The sequence below is a fragment of the Flavobacterium sp. CF108 genome (assembly GCF_900129795.1).
GTDB lineage: Bacteria > Bacteroidota > Bacteroidia > Flavobacteriales > Flavobacteriaceae > Flavobacterium.
In genome coordinates this window covers 309,945-325,643 of the sequence record NZ_FQWW01000003.1, presented here as the reverse complement: position 1 = coordinate 325,643, position 15,699 = coordinate 309,945, and the positions used below count along the sequence as shown (strand labels likewise).

Annotated in this window: 11 protein-coding genes and 1 other RNA gene; 8 read left to right on the top strand and 4 right to left on the bottom strand. The window is 33.2% G+C overall.

Translation table 11 applies throughout. From position 1 onward, the window contains the following. The first annotated feature begins 12 nt into the window (after positions 1–12). Both BUE10_RS10105 and BUE10_RS10100 read left to right on the top strand, forming a co-directional pair. On the top strand, positions 13–1,992 hold the full coding sequence (locus BUE10_RS10105) for a KUP/HAK/KT family potassium transporter (RefSeq protein WP_073484745.1): 1,980 nt from the start codon (positions 13–15) through the stop codon (positions 1,990–1,992). A gap of 148 nt (positions 1,993–2,140) precedes the next feature. Then, complete coding sequence (locus BUE10_RS10100; protein ID WP_073484743.1) at positions 2,141–3,358, top strand: RsmB/NOP family class I SAM-dependent RNA methyltransferase; 1,218 nt, start codon at positions 2,141–2,143, stop codon at positions 3,356–3,358. A 402-nt stretch (positions 3,359–3,760) separates the two neighbouring features. On the opposite strand, the gene BUE10_RS10095 is transcribed toward BUE10_RS10100, so the two are convergent. After that, entirely contained in the window at positions 3,761–4,801 is a 1,041-nt protein-coding gene (locus BUE10_RS10095; protein WP_073484741.1) for an AMP-binding protein, read from the bottom strand. Between the two features lie 7 nt (positions 4,802–4,808). After that, positions 4,809–5,762, bottom strand: a complete 954-nt coding sequence (locus BUE10_RS10090; RefSeq protein ID WP_073484739.1) for a CPBP family intramembrane glutamic endopeptidase — start codon at positions 5,760–5,762, stop codon at positions 4,809–4,811. A 115-nt stretch (positions 5,763–5,877) separates the two neighbouring features. Between BUE10_RS10090 and arsC the strand changes: the two genes are divergently transcribed. The 3 genes from arsC (at position 5,878) to fumC (ending at position 10,989) form a co-directional block, all read left to right on the top strand. Beyond that, on the top strand, positions 5,878–6,222 hold the full coding sequence (gene arsC / locus BUE10_RS10085; protein WP_073484737.1) for an arsenate reductase (glutaredoxin): 345 nt from the start codon (positions 5,878–5,880) through the stop codon (positions 6,220–6,222). 92 nt (positions 6,223–6,314) lie between these two features. After that, positions 6,315–8,828 (top strand): TonB-dependent receptor, encoded by a 2,514-nt coding sequence (locus BUE10_RS10080; protein ID WP_073484735.1) that lies wholly within the window; start codon positions 6,315–6,317, stop codon positions 8,826–8,828. Between the two features lie 775 nt (positions 8,829–9,603). Then, positions 9,604–10,989, top strand: a complete 1,386-nt coding sequence (gene fumC / locus BUE10_RS10075) for a class II fumarate hydratase (RefSeq protein ID WP_053471812.1) — start codon at positions 9,604–9,606, stop codon at positions 10,987–10,989. Between the two features lie 139 nt (positions 10,990–11,128). Here fumC and BUE10_RS10070 read toward each other — a convergent pair whose 3' ends face one another. Continuing rightward, a complete protein-coding gene (locus tag BUE10_RS10070) occupies positions 11,129–12,331 on the bottom strand; it encodes an NAD(P)-dependent oxidoreductase (protein WP_073484733.1) in 1,203 nt (400 codons plus the stop codon). 241 nt (positions 12,332–12,572) lie between these two features. Between BUE10_RS10070 and BUE10_RS10065 the strand changes: the two genes are divergently transcribed. Further along, a complete protein-coding gene (locus BUE10_RS10065) occupies positions 12,573–13,775 on the top strand; it encodes a serine hydrolase domain-containing protein (RefSeq protein WP_073484731.1) in 1,203 nt (400 codons plus the stop codon). 225 nt (positions 13,776–14,000) lie between these two features. After that, positions 14,001–14,398: a transfer-messenger RNA gene (gene ssrA, locus BUE10_RS10060) on the top strand. A 214-nt stretch (positions 14,399–14,612) separates the two neighbouring features. Here ssrA and BUE10_RS24005 read toward each other — a convergent pair. Next, positions 14,613–14,771: a hypothetical protein gene (locus BUE10_RS24005; RefSeq protein ID WP_159439057.1), complete on the bottom strand. Its 159-nt coding sequence runs from the start codon at positions 14,769–14,771 to the stop codon at positions 14,613–14,615. 597 nt (positions 14,772–15,368) lie between these two features. Here BUE10_RS24005 and BUE10_RS10055 point away from each other — a divergent pair. Then, complete coding sequence (locus BUE10_RS10055; protein WP_073484729.1) at positions 15,369–15,689, top strand: dsDNA nuclease domain-containing protein; 321 nt, start codon at positions 15,369–15,371, stop codon at positions 15,687–15,689. The last annotated feature ends 10 nt before the right edge of the window (positions 15,690–15,699 follow it).

Below are 15,699 nucleotides of genomic sequence, written 5' to 3'. Positions count from 1 at the left end.
TTAAAAATATACATGAGCGCATCGCATAAAAACTTACATAGTAAGTTGTCTATAGGGGGTTTATTGATAACATTAGGGATTATTTATGGAGACATTGGTACGTCTCCACTTTATGTAATGAAAGCTATTCTTGGCGATCATACCATAAATGCTGATATTGTATTGGGAGGTATTTCCTGCGTTTTCTGGACTCTTACTCTACAAACTACAATAAAGTATGTTCTTATTACCCTAAGTGCCGATAATCATGGTGAGGGTGGAATTTTCGCATTATATGCATTAGTCAAAAAGACAAAAATTCAGTGGCTCATTGTGCCCGCCATTATTGGAGGAAGCGCCTTGCTTGCTGATGGTATTATAACACCGCCCATCTCGATTTCATCTGCAGTTGAAGGTATTAGGGCATTCTACCCTACAATGGAAACAAAGACCATTATTTCTATTGTAATTACTATTCTTTTTATCTTGTTTACCATACAACAGTTTGGAACTAAGTTAGTTGGTAAGTTTTTCGCACCAATGATGCTGATTTGGTTTGCTATGCTTGGAACTTTGGGGTTTATACAAATTATTCACTTCCCGGAAGTTATTAAAGCCATAAATCCTTATTATGCTTATCATTTACTTTCGATTCATCCTGATGGCTTTTTTGTTCTTGGATTTGTATTTTTATGTACAACCGGAGCCGAAGCTTTGTACTCAGATATGGGACACTGTGGTAGAAAAAACATTAGAATCAGCTGGATTTTTGTAAAAGCTACTCTGGTATTAAATTACTTTGGTCAGGCTGCTTACTTAATTCATCATGAAGGAAGTACACTACAGCAATTAGGTGGAGAAAACGGGAATCCGTTTTATTTAATCATGCCGCATTGGTTTTTACCATTCGGAATTGTAGTAGCAACTTTGGCTGCAGTAATTGCATCTCAGGCACTTATCAGCGGATCATTTACTTTGATAAATGAGGCAATGCGTTTGAATTTTTGGCCAAAAGTAAAAATCAAATATCCTACAGAAGTTAAAGGGCAATTGTATATTCCGTCAATAAACTGGTTATTGTTTTTTGGTTGTGTTGGAATTGTATTGCACTTCGAAAAATCAGGAAATATGGAACACGCATATGGTTTAGCAATCATTTTATGTATGATCATGACAACCATTTTGCTGAACTATTATTTAATCATGAAACGTGTGAAATTGTATTTCATGGTTCCACTTATTACCATTTATTTATTGATCGAATTTAGTTTTCTGATTGCCAATATCACGAAATTTGCCGAAGGAGGTTATGTAACTTTAATCATTGCAACACTCCTTATTTCGATAATGACAATTTGGTATTTAGCTAAGAAAATTAACAAAAGCTATACTAAAATCATCAAAATTGAGGATTACAAAAAGGTATTGGTTGAATTGAGTAAAGATTTATCGATTCCTAAATATGCAACACATTTAGTTTACATGACAAATGCAAACCGTGTTGATGAACTGGAGGAAAAAGTAATTTATTCGATTTTACAAAAACGTCCAAAAAGAGCTGATATTTACTGGTTTGTACACGTAAACATTTTGACTGAACCTTATAAAACACAATATAAAGTTACCGAAATCGCTAAAGACGATATTTACAGAATCGATTTTAATTTAGGATTTAGAGAACCTACAAAAATCAATTTAATGTTTAGAGAAGTTATTCGTGACATGGTAAAACGCGGAGAAGTTGATATTACCAGCCGTTACGAATCATTAAACAAAAACAATATTATTGGTGACTTTAAATTTGTATTGTCTGAGAAATTCTTATCAAATGACAATGATTTAAGATGGCACGAAAATATTATTATGAACTCTTATTTCTTTATTAAGAAACTGAGTTTATCCGAAGAAAGGGCTTTTGGATTAGACAGCAGCTCGGTAAAAGTAGAGAAATTCCCGATGGTGCTTCATGCTCCGGAAAATATCGGATTGACAAGAATAACTACAAAAGAATAATCTGCTTGCAGAAATCTATTCAGAAAAACACTCTTTTAAAACTTTATCAGAGTGTTTTTCTTTTTTAAAAAGAAAGCTAAACAACAATCATAATTAAAAATTTAACTTTCAATCAATTAATAGTACCTTTGCAACTCAAATAATTAAAATGAGATTACACAGAAATTTAGTTTATACTACCATCGATTCTTTGAACGCAATTTTCAATGAAGGCGAATATGCAGATAAAGTGGTAGCAAGAGCATTAAAAAAAGACAAACGCTGGGGAAGTTCTGACAGGAAATTTGTTGCTGAAACGATATATGAAATTGTTCGCTGGAAACGTTTATATGCAGAAATTGCAGAAGTAAAAGAGCCTTTCGACAGAGACAATTTATGGAGAATGTTTGCGGTTTGGGCAGTTTTAAGAGGATACCCAATTCCGGATTGGAGACAATTAGAAGGAACTCCGGAAAGAAAAATAAAAGGCCGTTTTGACGAGCTTTCAAAAGTTAGAGCTTTAAAAGAATCTATCCCGGACTGGATGGACGAATTGGGTGTAAAAGAACTTGGCGAAAAAATATGGGCAAAAGAAATTGCTGCTCAAAATCAGCCTGCTAAAGTTATTTTAAGAACTAACACTCTTAAAGGAACTAAAGAAAACCTGAGAAATACATTGATGGATTTAAATATTGAAACAGAATATTTAAAAGATCAGCCTGAGGCTTTAGTTTTAAAAGAAAGAGCAAACGTATTTTTAACAGATGCTTTTAAACAAGGACTTTTTGAAGTTCAGGATGCTAACTCACAATTAGTTGCCGGTTTCCTTGATGTTAAGCCCGGAATGCGCGTGGTTGATACTTGCGCCGGAGCGGGTGGAAAAACATTGCATATTGCTTCTTTAATGGAAAACAAAGGACAATTGATTGCAATGGATTTGTACGAAAGCAAACTAAAACAATTGAAATTAAGAGCCAAAAGAAATGGTGCTTTTAATATTGAATACCGCATTATTGACACTACAAAAGTGATCAAAAAACTGCATGAAAAAGCAGACCGTGTTTTAATTGATGCGCCTTGCAGCGGTTTAGGAGTTTTAAAAAGAAACCCGGATTCTAAATGGAAATTACAGCCGGAATTTATCGATAACATTCGTAAAGTTCAGAGTGAGGTTTTAGAAAGTTATTCTAAAATTGTAAAACCAGGCGGAAAATTAGTTTATGCAACTTGTTCAGTTTTACCATCAGAAAATCAGGAACAAGTAGAGAAATTCTTAAAAACAGATATCGGAAAAGAATTTACGTTTATTCAGGATCGTAAAATACTAGCTTCAGAATCTGGTTTTGACGGATTTTATATGGCGTTATTAGAGCGTAAAACAAAATAAAATTCAATATTTTAAATTCTAATATTTTAAATTCCAAATTCCAATTTTATAGTTGGGATTTGGAATTTTTATTTTTGGATATTTTGCTGCCATAATTTATTTAGTCCCTACGGGACAACTTTATCGGTACTCACTTTTTTTCTACCGATATTTAATCTCTACGAGATATTCTTAAAAAATCTATTTTTTAGCAAATTATTATTTTCTTTCTTTAAACCCCGTTAGGAGTTAAATATCGGTAACAAAAAATACCTACTCCCAATATCTCGTAGAGATTAAATATCGGTAAAAACACAGGAGACGACATCAACATTTGTCCCGTAGGGACTTAACATTCCACATAAAAAATCCCAAACCCCAACTATAAAATTGGAATTTGGGATTTAAAATATTGGGATTTCCCTATCTCAAACTCGACTTACGCAATAACTTCCCATTTTCATTTTCCTTAAACTTCGGAACAAAAACAATTTCTTTAGGTTTTTCAAATTTTCCTAAAACATCAAAAAAATCAGCAGAGAAATCATATTTTTCACCTTCAATTACCAGAATCAGTTTTTCGCCTAAAACAGTATCAGGAACACCCGTTACAAAAAAGCGATTACTAATTCTGCCTATTAACTTCGCTTCAATCTGCTCCGGAATCAGCTTCACTCCTCCACTATTAATCACATTGTCAATTCTTCCCAAAAATATAAACTGATTTTCATTTACTAAATCAACTAAGTCATTGGTTACAATTGGCTCTTCTGAAATTGAAGAAACATAAATAACCAGACAGCCGCGATCGTCTTTTTCGATTTTAACATTTGGCAAAATTGTAAAAGCAGTTTCTCCTACTCTTTTAGCAGCAATATGCGTTATCGTTTCGGTCATTCCGTACGTTTCGTAAATCTCTGTTTTAAAAGGCAGAAGTTTCTCTATAAGGTCGCTGTCTGTTTTTGCTCCGCCAATAATTAACTTTTTAATGTTACCCAATTTTTCAAGCGAATTTTGAACCTGTAAAGGAACCATCGCAGCAAAATCGTATTGTTTATTGTTGTAAGCCAAAGGTTCTGTACTTGGAACTACAACATCTAATTCTAAACCTAAAATTAAACTTCTCACTAGCATCATTTTACCGGCAATAAACTGAGTCGGCAGACAAAGCAAAGCTTTATTTCCAGGTTCTAAGCCAAAGAAATCTCCCGTTGCTAATGCAGACTGAATCATGGCTTGTTTTTCTAATCTAACTAACTTAGGCAGTCCGGTAGTTCCAGAAGTTGTCATTTCAATATAATCTTTATGATCAAACCAATCCAGAAAAAATTCTCCAATGGCACGTTCATAAACATCACCTTCTTTAATAAAACTATATCCTATACGGCATAAATCTGCAGCATTTAAATGATAGCCATCAAGTTTAAAATAATTATGTACATTCTTATGTGTTAAGTTTGGCATGATCCTGTTAGTTTAAATTTAAAAATTCTGACATCTCATTGTTTGATTCATCAATTTTACCCGTTAATTTCTCTTTCCAATTAGTCCATTTGTACTTTTTACTAAAAATAAAAAGCAAAATAGGATAAACGATTATAACCGGTAAAATAACATCTGCACCGGCAGAAGGCTCTGACATATCTTTAAAAATAGAATGCGTTTGAAAAACCGACCAATCTGAAGTTACTAATAAAGCTCCAACAAGATTATTTGCAGCATGAAAGCCCAGAGCCAATTCCATTCCATCATCCATTAAAGTAATGATTCCAAGGAATAATCCCGTTCCAATATAATAAACCATGATAATATATCCCATCTTGGTTACTTCGGGATTAAGAATGTGCATGGAACCAAATATCAGCGAAGTCATAACTAACGGAAACCATTTATTTTTGGCCAGATTAGCAAAGCCCTGCATCAAATATCCTCTAAAAACATATTCTTCTGTACTGGTTTGAATGGGAATAAAAATTGTTCCTATAACCGCTAAAATCAAGAAAGGAACTAATTTAAAATTCCAGACAAATTTCTCCGGAGATTGAAAATAGAGTATCAGAAAACTAATTACAGAAAACAAAGCCCAAAGCAGAAAAGAAAATAAAATCCTGTTCCAGTCTACTTTTTTTCGTCCCGTTGTTACCGATAAAAGTGTTTGATGATGCATATATTTTACCACAAAATATATTCCCGCAAAAGCAAAAACAAACGAAAGCATTACTAAAAATAAGGTAAGATTGGGCTGAAACATTTTTAAAGCCGAATCATTGTCGGCTGGGAAAACGGCGTTTTCTTTAAAACTTTTATAAAGAACCGCAATAGAAAAAGGAATTTGACCTACAAATGAAGCTGTGATAATAAAAACAGATCCTAAAAGATATTTCCAAAAATGATTTTCAGGTTTAACTCCTTGCTCTAAAAACATACAATTAAAAATTTTAAAATGAGAATTCGATTTAAATAGGAAATCCTATTTTTGTTGTACTAAATAACGATGGTTTTTAACAGATCTTATTCTAGCAGACTTTAAATATAAGAAAATGATACAAATTTACCATAATCCACGTTGTGGAAAATCGAGAAGCTGTTTGGCTTTTATTGAAGATACCAAACAAGAATATGAAATAATTCCTTATTTAACAGATACTCCGAGTTTTGAGGAACTAAAAAAACTTCTTAAAGAATTAAATATTCAGCCCAATGAATTGGTTCGAACCAAAGAAAAAATCTGGATTGAAAATTATAAAGGAAAAGATTTAAGCGATGATCAAACTATTCAGGCAATGGTAGATCATCCAATTTTAATAGAAAGACCTATTGTTATAAAAGACGGAAAAGCAATTATTGGAAGGGATTTAGACAAAGTTGCCTCTTTTTTAGATTAATTATTTTACAATCAATTAACATTTTTTTGTGATCTTGCTCTTTAAACCAAAAGGTACATTTGCCATCTAAGAAGAAAAGAAACCAGAAAAAAATGAAACAAATCAATTTTGTTGTAATGCTCGTGCTGCTTTTTACAGGCTTTTACAACTATGCGCAACAAGGACCACCAGCAAGAAACAAGGTTAAGGTTACTGGAAAAGTTTTCGAAAAAGTAAGCAGGCAGCCGCTTGAATATGCTACTATTTCGATCATGGCTCCAAATGACACAAAAGTTATTGCCGGCGGAATAACCAACCCAAAAGGTGAATTTGAAGTAGCTGTTGCACCGGGAACTTATGATATAAAAGTAGAATTCATTTCGTTTAAATCGACAGAAATTAAACAAAAAAGTATTCAGGAAGACACCAATTTAGGTGTGGTAAATTTATCTGAAGATGCTGCACAATTAAACGAAGTTGTGGTTCGTGCCGAAAAATCATCAGTAGAAATTAAACTTGACAAAAAAGTTTATAATGTTGGTCAGGATATGATGGTAAAAGGTGGAACGGTAAGTGATGTTTTAGACAATGTACCATCTGTTTCTGTTGATACCGAAGGAAATGTAAGTTTAAGAGGAAGTGACAATATCCGAATTTTAATTGATGGAAGGCCTTCAAACGCGATAAATGTTGCTGAAGCTTTACGTCAGCTTCCGGCAGATGCCATTGACAAAGTTGAAGTTATTACCAATCCATCAGCACGTTATGATGCCGAAGGTGGATCTGGAATCATTAACATTATTCTAAAAAAAGGTAAAAATCAAGGTTTAAATGGAACTTTTATTGCTTCGACTGGACTTCCTGAAACATATGGTTTAAGCGGTAATTTAAATTATAAAACAGAGAAATTAAATTACTTCACAACTCTTGGCTACAACCACAGAACAAGCGAAGGTGCAGGTTTAACTAATACATCCTACTTAAATGCTGACGGAACTCCAAAAGGATTTCTTGACGAAGATCGTGATACTAAAAGAACTTCTGACGGATTTAACGGAAGGGCTGGTATAGAATGGACTGTTGCTCCAAATACGTTTTGGACAAACGCCATTAATTATCAAAAGAGTTCTGGTGACACAAGAGACTACATCACGTATAGTAATTTTGACGCAGCACATGATTTTACAGGTAATTCATACCGATTAAATGATGGTGTTACCGGAAGTGAAAACGTAGAATATACTTCAAACTTAATCAAAAATTTCAACGATAAAGGACATAAACTTACCGCCGATTTATCGATTTCAAGAAATACAGACGATAGTAATAGTTCCATTACAGCACCACCAAATTTCAACAATACATTGAACGATCAGGTTCAAAAACAAGTACAATTACAAGCAGATTATGTATTACCATTAGGCAAAGGAAGCCAGTTTGAAGCCGGATATAAAGGAAGTTTTGGCGACTTGAACAACGAATATGTAATAACCGACAATCAAGGCAACCCAGATCCAAAATTATCAAATACTTTAGAATACAAGGAAAACATAAACGCAATTTACACGCAATACGGTTTCAAAATCAATAAGTTCTCTTATTTATTTGGATTACGTTGGGAAGACACTAACATTCAGGTAAACCTTTTAGATACTAACGATTTCAATACTAAAAAATACAACAACCTGTTTCCAAGTGCTTTCATTAGTTACGAAATTTCAGACCAAAGCAACTTCACTGCAAGTTACAGCAAGCGTTTGACAAGACCTAGGGGACGTTTCATGAATCCTGCGACAAATTACTCCAGTAATGTTAATATTTTTAGGGGAAATCCGGACTTAGATCCATCTTTGACAGACAAATACGATATTGGATACATCAAACGCTGGGAAAAATTAACTTTTAATACCTCTGCATATTTCGAAAACACAAAAGACGTTTTCAGTTTCGTGAGAACTCCAACAGGTGACGTTGTAACTCCAGATGGTGAGGTTGTAACTCCTACACCGGCTAATCCAGTTGATGGAATTCCGGTTATTTTAAGCCGTCCAATTAACTTAGGAAGAGAGCAAAAATTTGGTTTTGAGTTTACTCTTAATTACACACCATTCAAAGTATGGAGAATCAACAGTAACTTCAATTTTTACAACGTAAAAACTACCGGAGAAAATACTTATACAGATACTAAAGAAAATATAGTGGTACAAGATCTGGATAATCAAGCTAATACATGGTTTGCCAGAATCAACTCAAAATTAACGTTACCATACAAAATAGACTGGCAGTTAAGTGCTGTTTACAATGGCGAACAAAAAACGGCTCAAGGTAAAAACTTAGGTCAGTTTGGTATGAATACAGCATTTAGTAAAGATGTCTTAAAAGACAAAGCAACAATTGCATTCAATATTAGCGATATTTTCAACTCACGTATCATGAGGTCCGACACCTATCTTCAAAATGATGTTACCCTTGAAAGTCAAAAATCGTACAGCGAAATGCAGTTCCGTAAACGTCAGTTCAATTTATCATTTACGTATCGTTTCAACAAACCAAAAAGTGAAAGAGACAGAAATGCACAGCCTAAAAATGACGGCGGCGGAGATGGCGGCGGCGATTTCCCGGGATAATATAAGTTAAAATCCAAAAATTAAAATTCCAAATTCCAATTTCACCGGATAAATTCCAATACTAAAAAATCCCAAATTCCAATTGATTGACTCTCATTGGAATTTGGGATTTTATTTTTGAAATTTAATAAAAAAAGGACTCGTTTTCACGAATCCTTTTATGAAATCAATTCAAATTAAATTGATTGTTCTTCTTGTCTTTTTTTAGCTCTCTTTTCTTTGAACATTTCCCAGCTAGCTCCCGTAACCCAATAAGATACGAAACCAACCAAGAAAAACATTAACCAAAACCCTATAGTTAGTATGGTTAAGAAAAGTAAAAAGCCTAAGTACTGTGAAAATTCAAACATGTTTTCCGGAATTTTTGAATGTTACGACAAATGTAGGCTATATATTTTTCCTCAGCAATAAAATCTAAATCAATTTTCGTGAAATAACATTTATACGTATATTTATACTCATTTTAAATAAGCTTATTTTTTGATAAATTATTCAACCATCTAAATTAGAAGAACATGAGTGTTTTCAGGAGCTGTTTCCCGCTATCTGCTGGTTTTTAAAGAAAAAACATAAAAGGATTTTCACTCCTATCGGGGCTAGAATCCGTATTCAAAAGAAAAATTTAAACACCAAAACATAAAATCCGTTTCAATCCGCGTCTTTACGAAGTAAATCAGCGTCATCCGCGTTCCATTTACACAAACAAATTACAACTCAAATATCACATTTCACAATTATAAACAATACATTTTTACAAACAACATATTTACAACAAATGAAATACAGAATAGAAAAAGACACCATGGGTGAGGTTCAGGTCCCTGCCGATAAGTATTGGGGTGCACAAACAGAACGTTCAAGAAATAACTTTAAAATTGGAAACTCCGCTTCGATGCCGCAGGAAATCATCGAAGGATTTGCTTATTTAAAAAAAGCGGCCGCTTATGCAAACTTTGATTTAGGAGTTTTACCAATAGAAAAAAGAGATGCAATCGCTGCTGTATGTGACGAAATTCTGGAAGGAAAATTAGACGATCAATTCCCACTTGTAATTTGGCAGACAGGTTCAGGCACGCAAAGCAACATGAACGTAAACGAAGTAATTGCTAACCGTGCTCAGGTTTTAAAGGGTTTTGAAATTGGCGAAGGCGAACAATTTATAAAAGCAAATGATGATGTAAATAAATCGCAATCATCAAACGATACTTTCCCAACCGGAATGCACATTGCCGCTTACAAAATGGTAGTTGAAACTACAATTCCGGGAGTTGAAAAACTACACGCAACTTTAGTAAAAAAAGCAAATGAATTTAAAGACGTTGTAAAAATTGGCCGCACGCACTTAATGGATGCAACGCCTTTAACACTTGGACAAGAAATTTCAGGATATGCAGCGCAATTAGCTTTTGGATTAAAAGCGCTTAAAAATACTTTAGCGCATTTATCTGAAATCGCTTTGGGAGGAACCGCAGTTGGAACCGGATTAAATACACCAAAAGGTTACGATGTAAAAGTAGCCGAATATATCGCTCAGTTTACCAAACATCCTTTTATTACTGCCGAAAACAAATTTGAAGCTTTGGCTGCACACGACGCTATTGTGGAAACACACGGGGCATTAAAACAATTGGCTGTTTCCTTAAATAAAATTGCTAATGATGTTAGAATGCTGGCATCTGGCCCACGCTCAGGAATTGGAGAAATTCATATTCCCGAAAATGAACCAGGATCTTCTATTATGCCCGGAAAAGTAAACCCAACACAATGTGAAGCTCTAACAATGGTTTGCGCTCAGGTTATTGGAAACGATATGGCAATTGCTGTTGGCGGAATGCAGGGACATTATGAATTGAATGTTTTTAAACCGGTTATGGCAGCAAACTTCCTGCAATCGGCACGTTTGCTTGGAGACGCCTGCGTTTCTTTTGATGAACATTGCGCACAAGGAATCGAACCAAACCACAAACGTATCAAAGAATTAGTAGACAATTCTCTAATGCTTGTAACGGCTTTAAACACTAAAATTGGTTATTACAAAGCTGCTGAAATTGCTCAAACCGCCCACAAAAACGGAACTACTCTAAAAGAAGAAGCGGTTCGTTTAGGGTATGTTTCCCCTGAAGATTTTGATGCCTGGGTGAAACCGGAGGAAATGGTTTAATTTAATTGTTAATTATAAATTGTTAATGGTTAATGGTTAATGGTTAATTATTAATTTTTCAGCCTAATTATTATAAAAAAAGAGCTTTCTAAAATTTAGAAAGCTCTTTTAATTAATTAACAATTCACAATTAAATAAATTATTTACCGTCTACATAATCTTGTAAGTAGCTGAATCTTTCGGTAAGTTTTCCGTTTTCGGTGATTTTGGCACGTTTTAAAATTCCGTCTTTATCTCCGTTGAAAAAAGCCGGGATTACATGCTCCATAAATTGTTCTCCAAAACCTTCGCTGGCATCTTTTGGTATTTCACATGGAAGATTATCAACCGCCATAACCACAACTGCTGCCGGATGAAAAACATCTACTTCTTTATCTTCTAAAGGAAAATATCCATAAATAGGTTCTGCAATTGTCGAAGAACGAAGTGTACTTGCAATTGGTCCGTTTACATCGCAGGAAATATCTGCCACCACTTTTAGTTTGCAGTCACTTGCGTTTAACATTTCTCTGGTCAAAATCATTGGAGCATTACTCGCATAAAAATGACCTGCAAAATAGATATCAGAAACTTTCGTAAATTTCTCAAAATCTGAAGTATAAGCTTCCGGGTTTTCAACAAAATCATTAAAATCTAAAACCTGACCGTCAATACGTTTGTTATATTCTAAAACATCTAACTGAACATAAACTGCCTGCGCATATTTTTTAGTGAGGTAATTATCTACAGTGATTTCTTTTACTTTAATAGCATCCAAAATTTCTTTTGCCCCGCTCCCAACCTTTCCTGTTCCGGTAATTACAAATTTTAAAGCCGGCATTGTAATACGCTTTAAATGCATAATCAAAGCTTCTTTTCCTGAAAGGGTTTCTGCTTTTGGAAGTTTAAATAATTCGAATTTAATTCCAAAAGCACGGATTCCGTTATATACGCCAACCATTCCGGCATATTTACCAAAACCAATTAATCTACGATCAAGTGAATCTACAATCGTTTCATGATCATATAAATCAATATTTTTTTCTAAAATAGCCTGTAGTAATTTCTTATTATGTGGCTGTTTTTTTATCGTATGAGAAAAAAAGAAATACGCTTTGTTTGGAATTAAATTGTCAACGGGAACTTCTTTTACACCAAATAGTACATCACAATCCGAAACATCTTCTGTAACGGTTATTCCCATATTTTTATATTCGGCATCAGAAAAAACTCTAATATCTGAACTTTCTACCTCAACAGAAGCTTCATGGTAAAGTTGTTTTAGTCTTGTCAGTTCATTTGGAGAAAAAACAACTCTTCTGTCTGGTGGGTTTTTTCTTTCTTTTATTATTCCAAATCTCATTTAAATAAATTTAAAGCATTTAATAATATAACTTTTTACATCGTATTTGTTTCAAATATAACAAATATAGTTAAATTTTTGTTTCTAATTTACTATTTAGAATGTTTAAAAACCGTTAGCAGCTGAAAAACAAAGAAATAAAAAAAACAGTTCTTAAAATTATGTTAAAACAATCCTTTTAAACCATCAAAAACTGAGAATACAACAAAATTGAATTCGATATATTTGTTTTTAAAGAACGATGCAAATGATTTTCCTTAAAAAAACAAAGATACCACAAATACTTTTCTCAGTATTAGTTTTAAGCTCTTGTGGTAATGACAATAAAACAAAAACAGCTACTACTCCAACAGTCGAAGATACATTACCTAAAATGAAGCCGTTAGGTCCTGAAAAGAAAATTTCACAGGCTTATAAAAATTCGGTAATTGGCAGAATAAATCATTTTTATTATAAAAACTGGCCCAACAACAGCATGAACGGAAGCTTTTTAGTTGCCCGAAATGGTCAGATCATTTACGAAAAATACAATGGTTTTGCTAATAAAAATGAAGGAACTAAAATAACAGCAGATACACCCGTACAAATTGCTTCTGTAAGTAAAGTATTGACTGCAACAGCCGTTTTAAAATTGGTGAATGCAGGTAAAATTGACTTAGACCAAAAAGTAAATACAATTTTAAAAACATTTCCTTACGAAGACTGCACGATTAGAATGCTTTTGAGCCACCGTACCGGAATGCGTAATTATGCTTACTTTACAGATCATGACAAATCGGTTTGGGACAGACATAATCAGTTGACCAATAAGGATATTTTAAATCTTTTGGCAACTAAAGATATTGGTTTAGAATCTAAAACCGGAACCCGTTTCAGCTATTGTAATACCAATTATGCAATGCTGGCACTTATTATTGAAAAAATTACTGGTTTGACTTATAAAGAAGCTATGAGCCAAATGATTTTCAAACCTTTAGGCATGACGCATACGTATGTTTTTGACGATGATAAAGACAGAAAAACAATTGTCCCGTCATATAAAGGAAATGGTGCAGAAATTGGTTTTGACTATTTAGATAATGTTTACGGAGATAAAAATGTTTTTTCAACAGTAAGAGATCTTCTAAAATTTGATCGCGCCAGACAATCACCTGATTTTTTAAAACCTGAATTACTAAAACAAGTTTATACGGGTTATAGTAATGAACGTAAAGGAACTAAAAATTACGGTCTTGGAATTCGAATGATTAATTGGGAAACGGGTCAAAACTATTATTTCCATAATGGCTGGTGGCATGGCAATACCTCATCTTACATTACTTTAATAAAAGAGCATGTTACCATAATTGCGTTGTCTAACAAAATGACAAGAAACACTTATGCTGTTCGTAAATTAGCTCCAATTTTTGGGGATTATCCTTTTAATTTTAAAGACGAAGAATAAAATAGTCATAAAGTCAAAAGTCGAAAGTTGTAAAGTCTTAAAATTGTTACCAATATTGACTTTGTTCTTTTTTAACTACACCAATTGGGTAAAATAAAAAGAAACAATCGTAATCAAGCATTTGACTTTAAAAACTTTACAACTTTCGACTTTTGACTTTCTAATTTTTCTGAAATTTTTAGTAGAAAGTAATTTCAAATACTCTAAATTTGCAGACTTATTTTTGGGGTCGACTGGTTTTGACAGCAAGTCGAATTGAACAGTAAGCACGTCGAGCATTGAGACCTTGCTCGTAAATATAAGATCTCAAACTTTTACACGGCGAAAATAATTACGCTTTAGCTGCATAATCCGAATCATAGTACGATTGCGCCACGTCTCTACAAGGTAGAGAAGCTGGATTCTCCTGGAAAGCCTTGGTTTGTGGCGTTCCGTCAAGGGGAACCGTAAAAATAAACCTAGATATCCATGAGCTTCGGGTGGGTTTCGAAACTTAAGAAGATAAGTGTTCGGTGGCTGTTTCTGGCCTAGCTTAACATCGAAAATCTAATCAGGAAATAAGCGTGTAGAAAGCTCTTTAGTTGCTTGTTTGGACCCGGGTTCGATTCCCGGCGACTCCACAAAAAGGAAGGTATCGAACACCTTCCTTTTTTATTTTATAAAACACTCCTAATCAATATTTTACATTCTTACAATTCAAAATTTTGATGCGTTTTTATTTGAAAAGGCATCAAAATTTCATTAAAAAAAGTTAATAGTCAGTGAGAATCGAACACTTTATACTATTAAAAACCAATACATTACAAACGAATAAAATAATTGTTCGACAGATTTTTCTTAATCCCTTTCACTATCCTTGTTTTTTCCATAGAATTCTTTTAGCGTTTGTGCAATAATAACTCTGACCAACCAATCAAGCAAAGCTTGTTCTCTCTCAGCTTCAGTCATTTTTTTCTTTGTTCCTTTTTTTGAAGATTTTCCAGATTTTGATTTCATAACAGTCGTATTGAATCAAATTGAAATTATTGACTTAAAGTTTAAAATTAGATTTAAACTGATCGTTAAATAAAAATGATTTTAAATCAGTATTCATCTTACTGAATAACAGATTTGCACTTGTAAATTAGGTATTTATACGGACTGTTTTATATTGCTAAATTGATACTTTTGGAGATACTCAATTTGAGACTTATGGTTTTCCGTAAAAAAGCTATGAATTAAATAGTAACATTTGCTTTATTGATCAAATGCAGTTAAAATATAAAAATTCAATATGGCATAGAAGCAAATTTACATCAGCCATGCTGCAGAATAATTTTCAATACGGACGACCATTTAAGAAATCATGGTTTCGTACTAACAAATACTATCCAGCATATGACATTAATCCATCTATTGATAAAATAGTTTAGCTTTAAACATTGATACGGATAAAAATAATCTTTATTTTGAATTAGCAAAATGCGTTAAAAGCTAATATAAATTGAGATTCTTCAATAGGGAAACGTTTGAATTTAAAAAAATAAAAAATCTTAATGAAAGATTTAAAACAATATAATTAATACAACAAGTATTATTATAAAGAAATATGCTATGACTCCATTAATAGACCCTAATGATATCCATTCTGCAGTCGATACTTGGAATGGTTTTATATATCAAGGTAAAGTAGCTCTTTACCATATATTAAAATTGCTAAATGAAAAAGGTAATGTTGATGGATTGCATTTACAGCTTGATTCATTAGAAGATTTTGCTATAGTAAGATATGAAAATAATAACCCAAAACCAGTTACATTACACCAAGTGAAAGCTGTCAAAAGTCATTATTATTCAAGATATAAAGAAGCATTTGAAAAATTAGAAAAACGAAAAGATGATTCCCTTGTGATGAAGAAGCTTATTTTCATTTAGCAACAAACAA